Annotated in this window: 15 protein-coding genes; 11 read left to right on the top strand and 4 right to left on the bottom strand. The window is 62.9% G+C overall.

Annotated features, from left to right (window positions below; genetic code table 11):
• Positions 1–92: 92 nt before the first annotated feature.
• Together INT12_RS22585 and preA are read left to right on the top strand one after the other, a co-directional pair.
• Positions 93–1,460, top strand: a complete 1,368-nt coding sequence (locus INT12_RS22585; protein ID WP_104904530.1) for an NAD(P)-dependent oxidoreductase — start codon at positions 93–95, stop codon at positions 1,458–1,460.
• Positions 1,460–2,734: an NAD-dependent dihydropyrimidine dehydrogenase subunit PreA gene (preA, locus tag INT12_RS22580; protein ID WP_017847462.1), complete on the top strand. Its 1,275-nt coding sequence runs from the start codon at positions 1,460–1,462 to the stop codon at positions 2,732–2,734. The genes INT12_RS22585 and preA overlap by 1 nt, the downstream gene beginning before the upstream one ends.
• Positions 2,735–3,500: 766 nt before the next feature.
• On the opposite strand, the gene INT12_RS22575 is transcribed toward preA, so the two are convergent.
• Complete coding sequence (locus INT12_RS22575) at positions 3,501–4,121, bottom strand: TetR/AcrR family transcriptional regulator (protein ID WP_017847463.1); 621 nt, start codon at positions 4,119–4,121, stop codon at positions 3,501–3,503.
• Between the two features lie 115 nt (positions 4,122–4,236).
• Between INT12_RS22575 and copC the strand changes: the two genes are divergently transcribed.
• The 9 genes from copC to INT12_RS22530 all read left to right on the top strand — a co-directional run bounded on the left by copC (position 4,237) and on the right by INT12_RS22530 (position 12,615).
• Positions 4,237–4,602, top strand: a complete 366-nt coding sequence (gene copC / locus INT12_RS22570; RefSeq protein ID WP_017847464.1) for a copper homeostasis periplasmic binding protein CopC — start codon at positions 4,237–4,239, stop codon at positions 4,600–4,602.
• Positions 4,603–4,605: 3 nt separating this feature from the next.
• Positions 4,606–5,463 carry a copper homeostasis membrane protein CopD gene (gene copD, locus INT12_RS22565; protein ID WP_193039812.1) on the top strand — a complete coding sequence of 286 codons (858 nt, stop codon included), beginning with the start codon at positions 4,606–4,608 and terminating at the stop codon, positions 5,461–5,463.
• A 177-nt stretch (positions 5,464–5,640) separates the two neighbouring features.
• On the top strand, positions 5,641–6,903 hold the full coding sequence (locus INT12_RS22560; protein WP_046485642.1) for an OprD family porin: 1,263 nt from the start codon (positions 5,641–5,643) through the stop codon (positions 6,901–6,903).
• A gap of 186 nt (positions 6,904–7,089) precedes the next feature.
• Positions 7,090–7,911 (top strand): NAD-dependent epimerase/dehydratase family protein, encoded by an 822-nt coding sequence (locus INT12_RS22555; RefSeq protein ID WP_193039813.1) that lies wholly within the window; start codon positions 7,090–7,092, stop codon positions 7,909–7,911.
• A 30-nt stretch (positions 7,912–7,941) separates the two neighbouring features.
• The gene (locus tag INT12_RS22550) at positions 7,942–8,817 is read left to right on the top strand and encodes an SMP-30/gluconolactonase/LRE family protein (RefSeq protein ID WP_017847468.1); all 876 of its coding nucleotides are present in this window, start codon (positions 7,942–7,944) and stop codon (positions 8,815–8,817) included.
• A gap of 51 nt (positions 8,818–8,868) precedes the next feature.
• The gene (locus INT12_RS22545) at positions 8,869–9,831 is read left to right on the top strand and encodes a TRAP transporter substrate-binding protein (protein WP_193039815.1); all 963 of its coding nucleotides are present in this window, start codon (positions 8,869–8,871) and stop codon (positions 9,829–9,831) included.
• Between the two features lie 66 nt (positions 9,832–9,897).
• Positions 9,898–10,425, top strand: coding sequence for a TRAP transporter small permease (locus INT12_RS22540; RefSeq protein ID WP_046382821.1), 528 nt, complete (start codon positions 9,898–9,900; stop codon positions 10,423–10,425).
• 1 nt (position 10,426) lies between these two features.
• The gene (locus INT12_RS22535; protein WP_193039816.1) at positions 10,427–11,707 is read left to right on the top strand and encodes a TRAP transporter large permease; all 1,281 of its coding nucleotides are present in this window, start codon (positions 10,427–10,429) and stop codon (positions 11,705–11,707) included.
• Entirely contained in the window at positions 11,707–12,615 is a 909-nt protein-coding gene (locus tag INT12_RS22530) for an aldose 1-epimerase (RefSeq protein WP_193039817.1), read from the top strand. The genes INT12_RS22535 and INT12_RS22530 overlap by 1 nt, the downstream gene beginning before the upstream one ends.
• 500 nt (positions 12,616–13,115) lie before the next feature.
• Here the strand turns inward: INT12_RS22530 and INT12_RS22525 are convergent, their stop codons facing one another.
• The 3 genes from INT12_RS22525 to ercA all read right to left on the bottom strand — a co-directional run bounded on the left by INT12_RS22525 (position 13,116) and on the right by ercA (position 17,192).
• Positions 13,116–14,594: a DASS family sodium-coupled anion symporter gene (locus INT12_RS22525; RefSeq protein ID WP_017847473.1), complete on the bottom strand. Its 1,479-nt coding sequence runs from the start codon at positions 14,592–14,594 to the stop codon at positions 13,116–13,118.
• Positions 14,595–14,674: 80 nt separating this feature from the next.
• Positions 14,675–16,045, bottom strand: coding sequence for a hybrid sensor histidine kinase/response regulator (locus tag INT12_RS22520; RefSeq protein WP_017847474.1), 1,371 nt, complete (start codon positions 16,043–16,045; stop codon positions 14,675–14,677).
• Positions 16,029–17,192, bottom strand: a complete 1,164-nt coding sequence (gene ercA / locus INT12_RS22515) for an alcohol dehydrogenase-like regulatory protein ErcA (protein ID WP_193039818.1) — start codon at positions 17,190–17,192, stop codon at positions 16,029–16,031. The genes INT12_RS22520 and ercA overlap by 17 nt, the downstream gene beginning before the upstream one ends.
• Between the last annotated feature and the right edge of the window lie 75 nt (positions 17,193–17,267).

Genomic DNA, 17,267 nt, shown 5'->3' with positions numbered 1-17,267 from the left:
GTGGGAGGGGGCTTGCCCCCGATGAGGCCAACCCAGGCAACAAAAATGCCCGCCAGAGGCAATCCGAAAAAAAAAACCGTGAGGCCCACACCGTGATCCAGACCCTGACCCACCTCCCCCATCCCCATGAAGACGGGGCGACCCTCGCCAGTCATTTCACCGACCTGGCACCGCCCCTCAACGCTCGCCAGGCGCAACTGGAAGCCTCGCGATGCCTGTATTGCTACGACGCGCCGTGCGTGAATGCGTGCCCCAGCGAAATCGACATCCCATCGTTCATCCGCAACCTCCACACCGACAACGTGCAAGGCGCCGCGCAGAAGATTCTCTCGGCCAATATCCTCGGCGGCAGCTGCGCCCGGGTCTGCCCCACCGAGATCCTGTGCCAGCAAGCCTGCGTGCGTAACCACGGCGAAGAATGCGCGCCGGTGCTGATCGGCCTGTTGCAACGCTACGCCATCGACAACGCGCACTTCAGCGAACACCCGTTCCAGCGCGCCGCCACCACCGGCAAGCGCATCGCCGTGGTCGGCGCCGGGCCGGCCGGCCTGGCCTGCGCCCATCGCGCCGCGTTGCACGGCCACGATGTGGTGATCTTCGAAGCCCGGGAAAAAGCCGGCGGCCTGAATGAATACGGGATCGCCAAGTACAAACTGGTGGATGACTTCGCGCAGAAGGAGCTGGAGTTCCTGCTACAGATCGGCGGCATCGAGATCCGTCACGGCCAGCGCCTGGGCGACAACCTGTCGTTGAGCGAACTGCATCAGCACTTCGATGCGGTGTTCCTCGGCCTCGGCCTGGCCGCCAGCAAGCAACTCGGCCTGCCCCATGAAGACGCACCCGGCCTGCTCGCCGCCACCGACTACATCCGCGAACTGCGCCAGGCCGACGACCTCACCCAATTGCCCCTGGCCGACCGCTGCATCGTGCTCGGTGCCGGCAACACCGCCATCGACATGGCCGTGCAAATGGCCCGCCTCGGCGCCCGCGACGTCAACCTGGTGTATCGCCGGGGCCTGGCGGACATGGGCGCCACCAGCCATGAGCAGGACATCGCCAAGGCCAATCAGGTTCGCCTGCTGACCTGGGCCCAGCCGGAGGAAGTGCTGCTGGACGAGCAAGGCCATGTGCGCGGCATGCGTTTCGCCCGCACGCACCTGGACAACGGGCGCCTGCAACCCACCGGCGAAACCTTCGAACTGGCCGCCGATGCGATCTTCAAGGCCATCGGCCAAGGTTTCGACAACGCCGCACTGCACGACCCGCTGGCCCAGCAACTGCAGCGAGTCGGCGAACGCATCTTCGTCGACGAACACCTGCGCACCAGCATCCCCGGCGTGTATGCCGGCGGCGACTGCGTCAGCCTCGGCCAGGACCTCACCGTGCAGGCGGTGCAACACGGCAAGCTGGCGGCAGAAGCCATGCATGCCCAACTCATGCTCAACGTGGAGGCTGCGTAATGGCCGATCTCTCGATTGTCTTCGCCGGTATCAAAGCCCCCAACCCGTTCTGGCTGGCCTCCGCGCCGCCCACCGACAAAGCCTACAACGTGGTCCGCGCCTTTGAAGCGGGCTGGGGCGGCGTGGTCTGGAAAACCCTCGGGGAAGACCCGGCGGCGGTCAACGTGTCGTCGCGTTACTCGGCGCATTACGGCGCCAACCGCGAGGTGTTGGGCATCAACAACATCGAGCTGATCACCGACCGCTCTTTGGAGATCAACCTGCGCGAAATCACCCAGGTCAAAAAGGACTGGCCGGACCGCGCGCTGATCGTGTCGTTGATGGTGCCGTGCGTCGAAGAGTCCTGGAAAAACATCCTGCCGCTGGTAGAAGCCACCGGCTGCGACGGCATCGAGCTGAACTTCGGCTGCCCCCATGGCATGCCCGAGCGCGGCATGGGCGCGGCGGTCGGCCAGGTGCCAGAGTATGTGGAGCAAGTGACGCGCTGGTGCAAGACGTACTGTTCGCTGCCGGTGATCGTCAAGCTCACGCCGAATATCACCGACATCCGGGTGGCGGCGCGTGCGGCGTATCGCGGCGGTGCGGATGCGGTGTCGCTGATCAACACCATCAACTCCATCACCAGCGTGGACCTGGAGCGCATGGTCGCCCTGCCGACGGTCGGCACCCAGAGCACCCACGGCGGTTACTGCGGTTCGGCGGTCAAGCCGATCGCGCTGAACATGGTCGCCGAAATCGCCCGCGACCCGCAGACCCACGGCTTGCCGATCTGCGGCATTGGCGGCATCGGCAACTGGCGCGATGCGGCGGAATTCGTCGCCCTCGGCTGCGGCGCCGTGCAGGTGTGTACGGCGGCGATGCTGCATGGCTTTCGCATCGTCGAAGAAATGAAGGACGGCCTGTCGCGCTGGATGGACAGTCAGGGTTACACCAGCCTGCAGGATTTTTCCGGGCGCGCCGTGGGCAACACTACGGACTGGAAGTACCTGGATATCAACTACCAGGTGATCGCCAAGATCGATCAGGCCGCCTGCATCGGCTGCGGGCGTTGCCACATTGCCTGCGAAGATACGTCGCACCAGGCCATCGCCAGTTTGAAACAGGCGGACGGCACGCATAAGTACGAAGTGATCGATGACGAATGCGTGGGCTGCAACCTGTGCCAGATCACCTGCCCGGTGGCCGATTGCATCGAGATGGTACCGGTGGACACCGGCAAGCCGTTCTTGAACTGGACCCAGGACCCGCGTAATCCCTATCGGGAAGCGGTGTAGTCCAGTAGAGCGCTATCGGGGGCAAGCCCCCTCCCACAGTTGACCGCATTCTTTCAGACAAAATGCAGTTCATTGTGGGAGGGGGCTTGCCCCCGATGGGCCCTCAGCCTCACCACAAGTCTCAAGTCTCAAGTCTCAAGTTTCAAACAGTTGACCGCATTCTTTCAGACAAAATGCAGTCAATGTGGGAGGGGGCTTGCCCCCGATGAGGCCCTCAGCCTCACCACAAGCCTCAAGGCTCAAACAGTTGACCGCATTCTTTCAGACAAAATGCAGTCAATGTGGGAGGGGGCTTGCCCCCGATGAGGCCCTCAGCCTCACCACAAAACTCAAGACTCAAACAGTTGACCGCATTCTTTCAGACAAAATGCAGTCAATGTGGGAGGGGGCTTGCCCCCGATGAGGCCCTCAGCCTCACCACAAAACTCAAGGCTCAAACAGTTGACCGCATTCTTTCAGACAAAATGCAGTCAATGTGGGAGGGGGCTTGCCCCCGATGAGGCCCTCAGCCTCACCACAAGCCTCAAGCCTCAAGCCTCAAGCCTCAAGCCTCAAACAGTTGACCGCATTCTTTCAGACAAATGCAGTCAATGTGGGAGGGGGCTTGCCCCCGATGAGGCCCTCAGCCTCACCACAAGCCTCAAGGCTCAAGGCTCAAGGCTCAAGGCTCAAACAGTTGACCGCATTCTTTCAGACAAAATGCAGTTCATTGTGGGAGGGGGCTTGCCCCCGATGAGGCCCTCAGCCTCACCACAAGCCTCAAGCCTCAAGGCTCCAACCCAATCCCGCGCAAAATCACACTGGTCACCGTCTGAATCGCCCTCTCGAACTGCATATCCGACAACGGCTGGTGATCGTTCAGAATCTTCACCTGATGATCAAAGTCGGCGTAGTGCTGGGTCGAGGCCCAGATCATATACAGCAGGCTCGCCGGCTCGACCGGCAGGATGCGTTTGTCTTCCACCCATTGGCGAATCTTCGCTTCCTTCATCTTGGCCCAGTCGTACAGGCTTTCATCCAGCGCCTCACCGAGCGTCGGCGCGCCGTGGATGATTTCGTTGGCCCAGACTTTCGACCCATACGGCCGCGTGCGCGAGCGTTGCATCTTGGCGCGGATGTAGCTGCTGAGCACCACTCGCGGGTCATCGAAGGTTTCGAAGCTCAGGGCATCCTGCTTCCACACTTCCAACAGATCGAACAGCACCGCGCTGTACAGCTCGCTCTTGGTGGTGAAGTAGTAATGCAGGTTGGAACGCGGCAATTGCACTTCGGCGGCAATATCGGCCATGGCGGTGCTGCCATAGCCCTTCTCGGCGAAGATTTTTTCCGCCGCCAGCAGGATTTTTTCGACGTTGACCCGACGAATTCCGATCTTGTGCTTGCCCATAAGGGCTCCCTGACAAAGACATAACGGAAAGACTACCACCCGCTCTAGATCGGGGCGACAGGAGGAGCCGAAACTTCGTACACTGCCCGTCCTATCCTTTGATTGGTATTGCTCAATGTTGATCAAGAAAACCCTGACCACCGTCGCTCTGCTGGCCTCGCTGCTGGGCGCTTCGGCGGCGTTTGCCCATGCTCACCTCAAGAGCGCGACGCCTGCGGCAGACAGCAGCGTCGCCGCACCGAACGATGTGCGCCTGACCTTCAGCGAAGGCGTGGAGGCGACCTTTTCCAAGGTTTCCCTGAGCAAGGACGGCACCGAAATCGCAATCAAGGGCCTGGCAACGCCGGATGCCGACAAGAAAACCCTGGTGGTGACGCCCGCCGCGCCTCTGGCAGCCGGCACCTACAAAGTGGTGTGGAACGCGGTCTCGGTCGACACCCACAAGAGCAACGGCGAATACAGCTTCAAGGTCGGCCAATAACCTATGGCGACGCTGCTGGTGCTGTGCCGTTTCCTGCATTTCATCGTCGTCTTGTTGATGTTCGGGGCCTGTGTATTCAGGCCCTGGCTGATGGGCAATGCACCGCAGCCGGCGCTGGACCGGCAAGTGCTGCGAATCAGCCGAGCACTGGCCTGGCTCGGGCTCGGCTCCGGCGTGGCCTGGTTGCTGCTGATCACGGTCAGCATGGCCGGCAGTTGGGACGCCGCACTGCAACCGGCCACTGTGCAATTGGTGCTGGGCAAGACCTTTTTCGGCCAAGTGTGGCTCTGGCATCTGCTGCTCAACGTGCTGCTGTTGATCGCCTTGATCAAACCCTGGTCGGCGTTGCGCCTGCCCTTGATCGGCCTGCTGCTGGCGACCCTGGCCCCGGTCGGTCACGGCGCCATGCTCAACGGGCTCAGCGGCCAGTTGCTGATCCTCAATCAGGTCGTCCACCTGGCATGCGTGGGCGCCTGGCTTGGCGGTCTGCTGCTGTTGGTATTGATCCTGCGCCAACCGCAGCGTCATGGGCTGGAGCCGATTCTGCGGCGTTTCAGCGGCGCGGGTTATGGCCTGGTCGCCGGCTTGCTGGTCACCGGCTTGATCAACGTGCGTGTATTGACCGGGCAACTGTGGCCCACCCCGCTGTTCAACGGTTTCGCCCTGATTCTGCTGATCAAGGTGATGCTGGTGCTGGGCATGTTGGCCCTGGCGCTGCTGAACCGCTTGCGTATCGAGCGCTGCGAACAACGACTGGAGACCTTGAAGGCCAGTGTGACGGCTGAATGGTTACTAGGTATTTCAGCGGTAGCCGCCGTCTCCCTCCTCGGCACGCTGCCCCCGATGGCGATGGCCGGCTGAATCCATAGTCGACACGATCCAACTCCCACACTGAACCACGGCCGCTTTTGCTCAGCGAAGCCTGGTCATCGTATAACTTCTGATTGACAAGCCACAAAAACCCCGCAAATATCACCCTTATGTTGTACGACGACGTATAACAAATAATAAAAACAACAAACCCAAGGGAGCGTCACTGTGCGTCCATCCGCCCGCAATTCCTCCTCGCATCTCGGCCTTATCGGCCTCGGCAGCCTGGCTTTCACCCTGCCCCTCATCGCCCAGGCCGAAGGGTTTGTCGACGACGCCAAGGCCACGCTCAACTTACGCAACGCCTACTTCAACCGCAATTTCACCAACCCGTCCAACCCCCAGGCCAAGGCCCAAGAGTGGACGCAGAACTTCATCCTCGACGCCAAATCCGGCTACACCCAGGGCACCGTGGGCTTCGGGATTGATGTGCTGGGCCTGTACTCGCAAAAGCTCGACGGCGGCAAAGGTACCGCCGGCACCCAGTTGCTGCCGGTTCACGACGACGGTCGCCCCGCTGACAACTTCGGGCGCCTGGGCGTGGCGCTGAAAACCAAGCTGTCGAAGACCGAACTGAAAGTCGGCGAATGGATGCCCGTGCTGCCGATTTTGCGTTCCGACGATGGCCGTTCCCTGCCGCAAACCTTCCAGGGCGGCCAGGTCACCTCCAATGAAATCGCCGGCCTGACCCTCTACGGCGGGCAGTTTCGCGGCAACAGCCCGCGCAACGATGCGAGCATGGAAGACATGTTCATGAACGGCAAAGCCGCCTTCACCTCAGACCGCTTCAACTTCGGCGGCGCCGAATACACCTTCAACGACAAGCGCACCCAGGTCGGCCTGTGGTACGCCGAACTGACCGACATCTACCAACAGCAGTACCTCAACCTGACCCACAGCCAGCCGCTGGGCGACTGGACCCTGGGCGCCAACCTCGGCTTCTTCAACGGCAAGGAAGACGGCAGCGCCCTGGCCGGCGACCTCGACAACAAAACCGCATTCGCCCTGTTCTCGGCCAAATACGGCGCTAACACCTTCTACGTCGGCCTGCAGAAACTCAGCGGCGACAGCGCATGGATGCGGGTCAACGGCACCAGCGGCGGCACCCTGGCCAACGACAGCTACAACGCCAGCTACGACAACGCCAAGGAGAAATCCTGGCAACTGCGCCACGACTTCAACTTCGCGGCGCTCGGCGTTCCGGGCCTGACCCTGATGAACCGCTACATCAGCGGCAGTAACGTCCACACCGGCACGATCACCGATGGCAAGGAATGGGGCCGCGAATCGGAACTGGCCTACACGGTGCAGAGCGGTGTCTTGAAGAACCTCAACGTGCGCTGGCGCAATTCGACCATGCGCCGGGACTTCAGCAATAACGAGTTCGATGAGAACCGGGTCTTCGTCAGCTACCCGATTTCGTTGCTTTAAAGATCTAAAACCCGGGCACATCCATTGTGGGAGGGGGCTTGCTCCCGATGACGGTGTATCAGGCAATGTCTCTGTGACTGACCCACAGCCATCGGGGCAAGCCCCCTCCCACATTGACAAGCGGGGACTCTCTAACAATACTTCGGCATAGTCATACGACAACTTACAACAACAATGGAACACACCATGACCACCACCGCCACGCCTCCCGTTCCATTCAACCGCCTGCTGCTCACTGGTGCCGCCGGCGGCTTGGGCAAAGTGCTGCGCGAACGCCTGCGGCCATATGCCCAGGTGCTGCGCCTGTCGGATATCGTCGACATGGCCCCCGCCGGCGCCAATGAAGAAGTGCAGCCCTGCGACCTGTCCGACAAACACGCGGTACATCACCTGGTCGAAGGCGTCGACGCCATCCTGCATTTCGGTGGCGTATCCGTGGAGCGCTCGTTCGAAGAAGTCCTCGGCGCCAATATCTGCGGGATTTTTCACATCTACGAAGCCGCCCGCCGCCATGGCGTCAAGCGCGTGATTTTCGCCAGCTCCAACCATGTGATCGGCTTCTATCAACAGGGCGAGCACCTCGACGCCCACTCGCCGCGTCGCCCGGACAGTTACTACGGGCTGTCCAAGTCCTACGGCGAAGACATGGCCAGCTTCTACTTCGACCGCTACGGCATCGAGACCGTGAGCATCCGCATCGGCTCGTCGTTCCCCGAGCCGCAGAACCGCCGGATGATGCACACCTGGCTGAGCTTCGATGACCTGACCCAACTGCTCGAACGCGCGCTGTACACGCCGAACGTCGGCCACACCGTGGTCTACGGCATGTCGGCCAACCTCGACACCTGGTGGGACAACCGCTACGCCGCGCACCTGGGCTTCACCCCCAAAGACAGCTCCGAAGTATTCCGCGCCCAGGTCGAGCGCCAGCCGCCGCTGGCCGCCGACGACCCGGCCAAGGTCTACCAGGGCGGTGCGTTCTGCGCCGCCGGGCCGTTCGGTGACTGACGTCACACTAACCCAAGGGAGTGAGTTGCCATGACCGCTGAATTGATTGTCGACGCCCGCAACGCCGTAGGCGAATGCCCGGTGTGGGTGCCCGAAGAAAACGCCCTGTACTGGGTGGATATTCCCAACGGCGGCCTGCAACGCTGGAGCGCCGCCACCGGCCATATCGACGCGTGGAAAGCCCCGCAGATGCTCGCCTGCATTGCCCGCACCGATGCGGGCAACTGGGTCGCCGGGATGGAAAGCGGCTTTTTCCAGCTCACCGCGCACAACGACGGCAGCCTCGACACCACGCCCCTGGCCGAGGTCGCGCACCCGCGCGCGGACATGCGCCTGAACGATGGGCGCTGCGATCGCCAGGGCCGGTTCTGGGCCGGCAGCATGGTGCGGGACATGAGCGCAAATGCGCCCGCAGGCATCCTCTACCGTTACGCGTCGGGCGCGGCGGCGCATGCGCAACTGGACGGCTTTATCACCCTCAATGGCCTGGCCTTCAGCCCCGATGGCCGCACGATGTATGTCTCGGACTCGCACCCGCTGGTGCAACAGATCTGGGCCTTCGACTACGACACCGACACCGGCACACCGTCCAACCGCCGCGTGTTTGTCGACATGCAGCTACACCAAGGCCGCCCCGATGGCGCGGCCGTGGATGTCGACGGCGGCTACTGGATCTGCGCCAACGACGCCGGCCTGATCCACCGCTTCACCCCCGACGGTCGCCTGGACCGCTCCCTGCGCGTGCCGGTGAAAAAACCCAGCATGTGCGCCTTTGGCGGCAGTCGCCTGGACACCCTGTTCGTCACCTCGATCCGTGACGACCAGAGCGAGCAGTCGCTGTCCGGCGGCGTATTCGCCCTCAACCCCGGCACGACAGGACTGCCCGAACCCCGCTTCGCCCTCTAGCTGCATCGCTGTGCCTTGAATACAACAATAACAAGACAGGAGTGACCGCTCATGGACTTCAAACGCACCTTGCTCGCCGCCGCAATCTTCACCCTCAGCAGCGCCGCCCACGCGCTGGAAATCAAATTCGCCGACATCCACCCCGCCGGCTACCCCACCGTCGTGGCCGAAGAGAACATGGGCAAGGCCCTCACCCAAGAAAGCAACGGCGAACTGACCTTCAAGTACTTCCCCGGGGGCGTCCTGGGTTCGGAAAAAGAAGTCGTCGAACAAGCCCAGGTCGGCGCGATCCAGATGACCCGGGTCAGCCTCGGCATCGTCGGCCCGGTGGTGCCGGACGTGAACGTGTTCAACCTGCCATTCGTGTTCCGCGACCAGGCGCATATGCGCAAAGTCATCGACGGCGAGATCGGCGATGAAATCCTCGCCAAGATCACCGACTCCGAATTCGGCCTGGTCGCCCTGGCCTGGATGGACGGCGGCACGCGCAACCTCTACAGCAAAAAACCGGTGCGCAAGATCGAAGACCTCAAGGGCATGAAGATTCGCGTGCAGGGCAACCCGCTGTTCATCGATGCCTTCAACGCCATGGGTGCCAACGGTATCGCCATGGACACCGGCGAGATCTTCAGTGCCTTGCAGACCGGGGTGATCGACGGTGCCGAGAACAACCCACCCACCCTGCTGGAACACAACCACTTTCAGAACGCCAAGTACTACACCCTCACCGAGCACCTGATCCTGCCCGAGCCGATCGTGATGTCGAAAATCACCTGGAACAAGCTCACCCCCGCGCAACAGCTCATGGTGAAAAACGCCGCCAAGGCCGCCCAGGCCGATGAGCGTGTGCTGTGGGATAAAAAATCCGCCAGCAGCGAGGAAAAACTCAAGGCGGCCGGCGTGGAGTTCATCCGCGTCGACAAACAGCCCTTCTACGACGCCACCGCCGCGGTTCGCGCCAAGTACGGCGCGCCTTACGCCGATATCATCGCGCGCATCGACGCCGTTCAATAACCCGCCCTGCCTCTCGCATAAGGCCCGGCGCGGTCGGCATCGACGCGCCCGGTCACGGTGAACGCCATGAAGAATCTAGTGCTGCGCATCAACGACCGCCTCTACATGACCTGCATCTGGGTCGCCGGCCTCTCGGTCCTCGGGGTCGCGCTGATCATCCCCTGGGGCATCTTCGCCCGCTACATCCTCGGCACCGGCTCCAGCTGGCCGGAGCCCACCGCCATCCTGCTGATGCTGGTGTTCACCTTTATCGGCGCCGCCGCCAGCTACCGCGCCGGGGCGCATATGTCGGTGGCGATGGTCACTGACCGCCTGCCTGCGCGCCAACGCCAGGTCGTCGGCATCCTCTCGCAACTGCTGATGGGCACCATCTGCCTGTTCATGACCATTTGGGGCAGCAAGCTGTGCCTGTCCACCTGGAACCAGTTCATGAGCGCCATCCCTACCCTGCGCGTGGGCATCACCTACATGCCGATCCCGATCGGCGGGTTGCTGACCCTGGTCTTCGTGGTGGAAAAACTCGTGCTCGGTGACCAGAGCAACCGACGGGTCGTGCGCTTCGATCTGGTTGAAGAAAGCGAAGGGGCTGCCTGATATGGACGCATTGATTCTGTTGGGCAGCTTTGTCGGCTTGATCCTGATCGGCATGCCAGTGGCCTATGCCCTGGGCCTGTCGGCGTTGATCGGCGCGTGGTGGATCGACATTCCGTACCAGGCCCTGATGATTCAGATCGCTGGCGGGGTGAACAAGTTTTCGCTGATGGCGATTCCGTTCTTCGTGCTGGCCGGCGCGATCATGGCCGAGGGCGGCATGTCGCGGCGACTGGTGGCGTTCGCCGGGGTGCTGGTGGGTTTTGTGCGCGGCGGTTTGTCCCTGGTGAACATCATGGCCTCGACGTTTTTCGGCGCGATCTCCGGCTCCTCGGTGGCCGACACCGCCTCGGTCGGCTCGGTGCTGATCCCGGAAATGGAGCGCCGTGGCTACCCCCGGGAGTTCGCCACGGCGGTGACCATCAGCGGTTCGGTGCAGGCGCTGTTGACCCCGCCCAGCCACAACTCGGTGCTCTACTCCCTGGCGGCGGGCGGTACGGTGTCGATCGCCTCGCTGTTCATGGCCGGCGTGGTCCCGGGCCTGCTGATGAGCGCGTGCCTGATGGTGCTGTGCCTGATCTTCGCGAAGAAGCGCGACTACCCCAAGGGCGAAGTCATCCCGCTCAAGCAAGCGCTGAAAATCTGCGCCGACGCACTGTGGGGCCTGATGGCCATGGTGATTATCCTCGGCGGCATCCTGTCGGGCATCTTCACCGCCACCGAGTCCGCTGCGATCGCGGTGCTGTGGGCATTCTTCGTGACCATGTTCATCTACCGCGACTACAAATGGAACGAGCTGCCCAAGCTGATGCACCGCACGGTACGCACCATTTCCATCGTGATGATCCTGATCGCCTTCGCGGCCAGCTTCGGCTACATCATGACCCTGATGCAGATCCCGGCGAAGATCACCACGCTGTTTCTGACCCTGTCGGACAACCGCTACGTGATCCTGATGTGCATCAACGCCATGCTGCTGTTGCTCGGCACGGTGATGGACATGGCGCCGCTGATTTTGATCCTCACGCCGATCCTGCTGCCGGTGGTGCTCGGCATCGGCGTCGACCCGGTTCACTTCGGCATGATCATGCTGGTCAACCTCGGCATCGGCCTGATCACTCCACCGGTCGGCGCGGTGCTGTTCGTGGGGGCGGCGGTGGGCAAGGTGAGTATCGAGAACACCGTGAAGGCGCTGCTGCCGTTCTATGGCGTGCTGTTTTTGGTGCTGATCGCGGTGACTTACATTCCGGCGTTATCGCTGTGGCTGCCAGGGCTGATGCTGTGATGCTGATTGAACTGGAAGATCACCTGACCCACCTCACCCTCGCCCCGGCCGTCGGCGGCAGCATCGTCAACTGGCGCGTGCGCGCCAGCGGCCAGCCCCTGCTGCGGCCTAGCGATCAAGCGGCGCTGGACACCGGCCTGCCCGGCAAACTGGCCTGCTATCCCCTCGCGCCGTGGTCCAATCGCATTGCCAACGGCGGTTTCGATACGCCGGCCGGCTGGCTGGCACTCACGCCCAACAGCGCGACCGATCCGCTGCCGATTCACGGTTCGGCCTGGCAACAGGCGTGGCGCGTGGTCAGCCAGTCGGCGGATGAAGTGCTGCTTGCGCTGGAATGCGCCACGCCGTTCGCCTATCGCGCCGAGCAGCGGTTTGGGTTGAGCAACGGCGTGTTGAGTATCGGGCTGAGCGTGACGCATCTGGCCGAAGCCGCCGCGTGGCACGGTTTGGGCTTGCATCCTTACTTCCCGCGCCGGGCGGGTACGCGGTTGCAGGCCAAGGCTGGGCAAGTGTGGATGAGTGATGCGTCCAAGCTGCCGACGGCGCTGGCACCCGTACACGCCGATTGGGATTTCCAACAGCTCAAGGGATTGCCCCAAGCGTTGGTCGACAACGGTTTTTGCCAATGGGACGGGCATTGCCGGATCGAACAGCCGGAGCTGGGTTACACCCTGGAATGCCAGGCCACGGGCGCCGATTACTTCCTGCTGTACTGCCCGCCGGGGTTGGGGTTCTTCTGCATCGAGCCGGTGAGCCATCCGGTGAATGCCCATCACTTGCCGGGCAGGCCGGGCCTGAAACTGCTGGAACACAACCAGTCGACCCAACTCAATTTCACCCTGAAATACATTCCAACTGTGGGAGGGGGCTTGCCCCCGATAGCAATATGTCAGCCACTACATGCATGACTGACCCACCGCCATCGGGGGCAAGCCCCCTCCCACATTTTTGACTGGGTTCGGCTTCCAGGATCAGGTCGGCTATAAGGCAGCCTCGCTTTTGCTTTTGCTTTTGCTTTTGCTTTTGCTTTTGATCTTAGGCGCCCCGTAAAACCACGCTGGCCGAACGCAGGCTTGAATCCGTGGGCAACCCGGCAGGACGCCGGGTTAGCCGTCCTGGGCCAGGGATGGCCCATGACGGCGGCCCACGGATTCAAGCGGGAGTGAGGGCATGCCGAGCCTAGGCGAGGCACCGAGTGGTGGGGCAAGAGCCCTTTGGTTACTTTGGGGCTTTTCCAAAGTGACCCGCCGTAAGGGCGGAACCCATAGCAGCCGTGACCGCAACAATGGATATGTACTCAACCCAAAAAGCTGGTCAGCCCAGAGGCCGCCATCGGGGGCAAGCCCCCTCCCACATTGGATCTCCTTTGTATTGGCGACCCCATGTGTATTGGAGACCACACGCCCTATCAGATCCAGCCAAGCCAACTCCAGTACGTCGCCGCAAACACCAACATCAACAAGTAACCCATCAGCGTCACCAACACCCCCACCTTGGCAAACTGCCGCGCCGTGAATGTCCCGGTCCCCAGGCACACCATGTTCTGCGGCGCATTGATCGGCAGGATAAACCCGTAGCTCACCACAAACCCCAACAGCATGGTCATCCCCAACCGGTTGAACTCCCCCGGCAAGGTCTGCAACACCGCAATCAGGATCGGCAACAACGCCGAGGTCAACGCCGTCGCACTGGCAAACCCCAAGTGGATCACGATCAAAAACGCCCCGAGGATGGCAAACACGCCCAGCGGCCCGACCTGGTCCAGCCCGGTGTGCGCCACCACTTGCGAACCCAGCCACTGCCCGGCCTGGGTGGTCAGCAACGCCGTGCCGAGGCTGATGCCGACGCCGAACACAATCACCGTGCCCCACGGAATCCGCGACTGCACATCCTTCCAGGTCATCACGCCGATCCCCGGCAACAGCAGGAACACCAGCCCGGCGTAGGTGGTCGAGGTGGTGTCGAAATTGTGCAGGCGCCCTTCGGTAGCCCACGCCAACAGCAACAGCACCGACACGGCAAGCAGGCGTTTTTGCGGGCCGGTCATCGGGCCGATGTCCACCAGCGACTGGGCCACGGCTTCTTTGCCGCCGGGGATGCTGTCGCTTTCCGGCGGCAGCAGTTTGATCACCAGGAACAGCAACACCGCCGACATGATCAGCGCCCATGGCGCGCCGGCAATCAACCAGTCGATCCACGACACGCGCTGGCCGAGCATCTTGTCCATGAACCCAACGGTCAGCAGGTTCTGCGCGGCGGCGGTCTGGATGCCGACGTTCCAGATGCTAGTGCCCTGGGCCACCACGATCATCAGGCCGGCGGCGATGTTGGAGCGTTTATCGACGCCAAACGCCGCCACCACGCCCATCATGATCGGCACCACGCAGGCACTGCGCGCGGTGGCGCTGGGTACGACGAGGCTCAGGAGGATAGTCACCGCGATCGCCCCCAGCAGAATGCCGCGGGTGCTGGTGCCGACCCGGGTCAGCGTGACCAGGGCGATGCGCCGATCCAGGCCGGTGTGGGTCATGGCGGCGGCGATGAACAACGCCCCCGCCACCAGCGCCAGCGCCGGGTTGGAGAAGCCGGTCAGCGCCATGCCGATGGCCGGGCTGGAGCCGATCAGGTGCGCGGGGTCTTGCAGCGACGGCGCGGTGCCGAGCAAGAACGCCATGAGCGAGGTGATCATGATCGCGCTGGCCTCATAGGACACTGCCTCGCTGATCCACACCACCACCGCAAACGCGAGGATCGCCAGCATGCGATGCCCGGCCACCGGCAAATCCGCGGGCAGCGGTAACAGCAGCACCCCGACCATCACCAGTACAGCGACGACCAGGCCCAAGGGCAACTTGAATGATGCAGCGGTTGTTGCGGGGGCGCTCATGGGGGAGTCTCCGTCGGCGTCAAATCAGGCTGGGAGCATGGCGCAAAATGCCGCACGCGGTGTTGACAGGTATCAAACCTCTAGGCCAATAACTGACTCAACACCGCCCGCAACTTCCCGGGCTTGACCGGTTTGTTCAACAACGGTGCGTCCAGCCGCCGCAGGATGCGCCGGCACTGGTCGGTGCGGTCGGCGCTGATGATCACGGCGGGAATCGTCTGGGCAAAATGCTCGCGCAGGTACTTGACCACCTCACAGCCCACCACGCCGTGGTCCAGGTGATAGTCCGCCAGGATCAGTTCCGGCGCCCTGCCCTGCAACGCCAGCAACGCGCCGGCCTGGTCGGTGGCCGTGACCACCTCGCAGCCCCACTGCCCGAGCAGCGCGCTCATGCTTTCGAGGATGCTGACTTCGTTGTCCAGCACCAGCAAACGCCGCCCCGGCAGCGGGTTGCCGGTGGTCGGTTGCGTGGGCAGTTGGCTGATGGCCAACGGCATTTCTTCGCTGATCGGCACTTCGAGGCTGAACATCGACCCGCGTCCCGGCCACGAGCGCACCGCCACCGGGTAACCGAGGATCTCAGCGATCCGCTCGACAATCGCCAGCCCCAGGCCCACGCCCTTGCGGTCCGAGGCGCGGCCGACGTCCAATTGGTTGAATTCGAGGAAGATCGCGTCGAGCCGGTCGGCCGGGATGCCGCGCCCGGTGTCCCACACTTCCAGGCGCAGGTGATCGCCGCGACGACGGGCGCCGAGCAGGATGCAGCCGTCGTCGGTGTAGCGGCAGGCGTTGCTGAGGAAATTACGCAAAATCCGCGTCACCAGGCGCAGGTCGGTCCGGATCGCGTAATGGCCGGTGTGTGCGCGTAGATTCAGTCCGGCGGCCAGGGCGACGGACTGGAATTCGGAGACCAGCGGCGCAAACAACTCATCCAGGCGATACAGCGCCACGTCCGGCTTGACCGCTGCCTGGTCGAGCCGCGAGATATCGAGCAAGTCGGTGAGCAAATCCTCGGCACCTTCCAGGGCCTGGTGCGTGCGCTCCACCAGCACCTGTTCGACGCTCGGCAACGACCGTTCGCGCAGGGTGGCGATCAGCAGCCGTGCGGCGTTGAGCGGCTGCAACAGGTCATGGCTGGCGGCGGCGAGGTACTTGTCCTTGCTGCGGTTGGCGGCCTCGGCGGCGTCGCGGGCGTCGCGCAGCTCCTGTTCGACCTGTTCGCGCTGGGCGACCTGCTGTTGCAGGTTGCGGTTGGCTTCGAGCAGTTCATCGGTGCGCGCCGCCACCCGCTGCTCCAGCTCATCGTTGAGGCGGATGTAGCGGTTGCGCTCGGCCTCCAGCTCATCGAGGCGGGCCGTGAGTTCCGGGTAGTGGCTCTTGCGCGCAGACTGGTCGCCCAACCCCAGCAGCCCGGCCAGGGCGCGCTGCTGGTCGTCAGAGAGCTTCGCCATAGACGACCTCGACGTCACGCTGGCTCGATTCGCGGGGGTTGGTGAGGATGCACGGGTCGTGCATGGCATGCTGGGACAGGAACGGAATGTCCGCCACCCGCACGCCGTGCAGGCCGAGGGTTTCGTGGAAGCCGATGGCACGCTTCAGCGCGATCAGATGCTCGACCAGCCGCCCGCAGATCTGCGGATGAGTCAGGCCGCGGCAGTCGATGCCGAACGTCTCGGCAATCACCTTGAAGCGCTCCGGCGCCGAGTTGTAGTTGAACGCCACCACATGCTCCACCAGCACCGCGTTGCACAGGCCGTGAGGCAGGTCGAGGAAGCCGCCGAGGCTGTGGGACATGGCATGCACCGCGCCGAGGATCGCATTGGAGAACGCCAGCCCCGCCTGCATGCTGCCGAGCATGATCTTCTCGCGCAGGGCGATGTCCGCCGGGTTGGCGATCATCTGCACCAGGTTGCCGTTGATCAGGCGCATGGCTTCCAGCGCGTGGGGGTCGGTCAGCGGGCCGTGGCCGGTGGAGACGAACGCCTCGATCGCATGCACCAGCGCATCGATGCCGGTGCAGGCGGACAGGAACGGGTCCATGCTCGCCGTGGTTTCCGGGTCGATCAGCGACACGTCCGGCACCACCGCCTTGCTGACGATGGAGAACTTCATGCGCTCCTGCTGGTTGGAAATGATCACGAACTGCGAGACATCCGCCGAAGTGCCGGCGGTGGTGGGGATCAGGATCAGCGGGGGGCTGGGCACGCGAATGGTGTCCACGCCTTCGAATTCGAGGATGTTGCGCCCATGGGCGACCACGATGCCGATGGCCTTGCCGCAGTCCATCGGGCTACCGCCGCCGATGGCCACGATCACGTCGCAATGGTTGTCGCGGTACACTTCGGCACCGAGCATGACTTCTTCGACGCGGGGGTTGGGCGAGACGCCGCTGTACAGGCAGTAATCGATGCCGATGGCCTGCAGGCTGGCTTCCACGTCGGCGACCCAGCCGGCGGCGATCACACCGGGGTCGCTGACCACCAGCACTTTGCGCGCACCAAAGGTCTTGGCGTAATTACCGACGTTGTGCCGGCAGCCGGCACCAAAGATGATTTCAGGCGAAACGAACTTACGCAGAAGGCTGAGATTTGGGCTCATTGGAAAGCCTGTTTTTATTATTTTTGAGAGATGCGCTCCACACTAACCCATCCGCGCGCGAATGCAATCAGACCA

The organism is Pseudomonas sp. K8, assembly GCF_014889455.1.
In the GTDB taxonomy this organism is placed as follows: Bacteria; Pseudomonadota; Gammaproteobacteria; order Pseudomonadales; family Pseudomonadaceae; genus Aquipseudomonas; species Aquipseudomonas veronii.
This window is presented reverse-complemented; position numbering and strand designations above follow the sequence as displayed.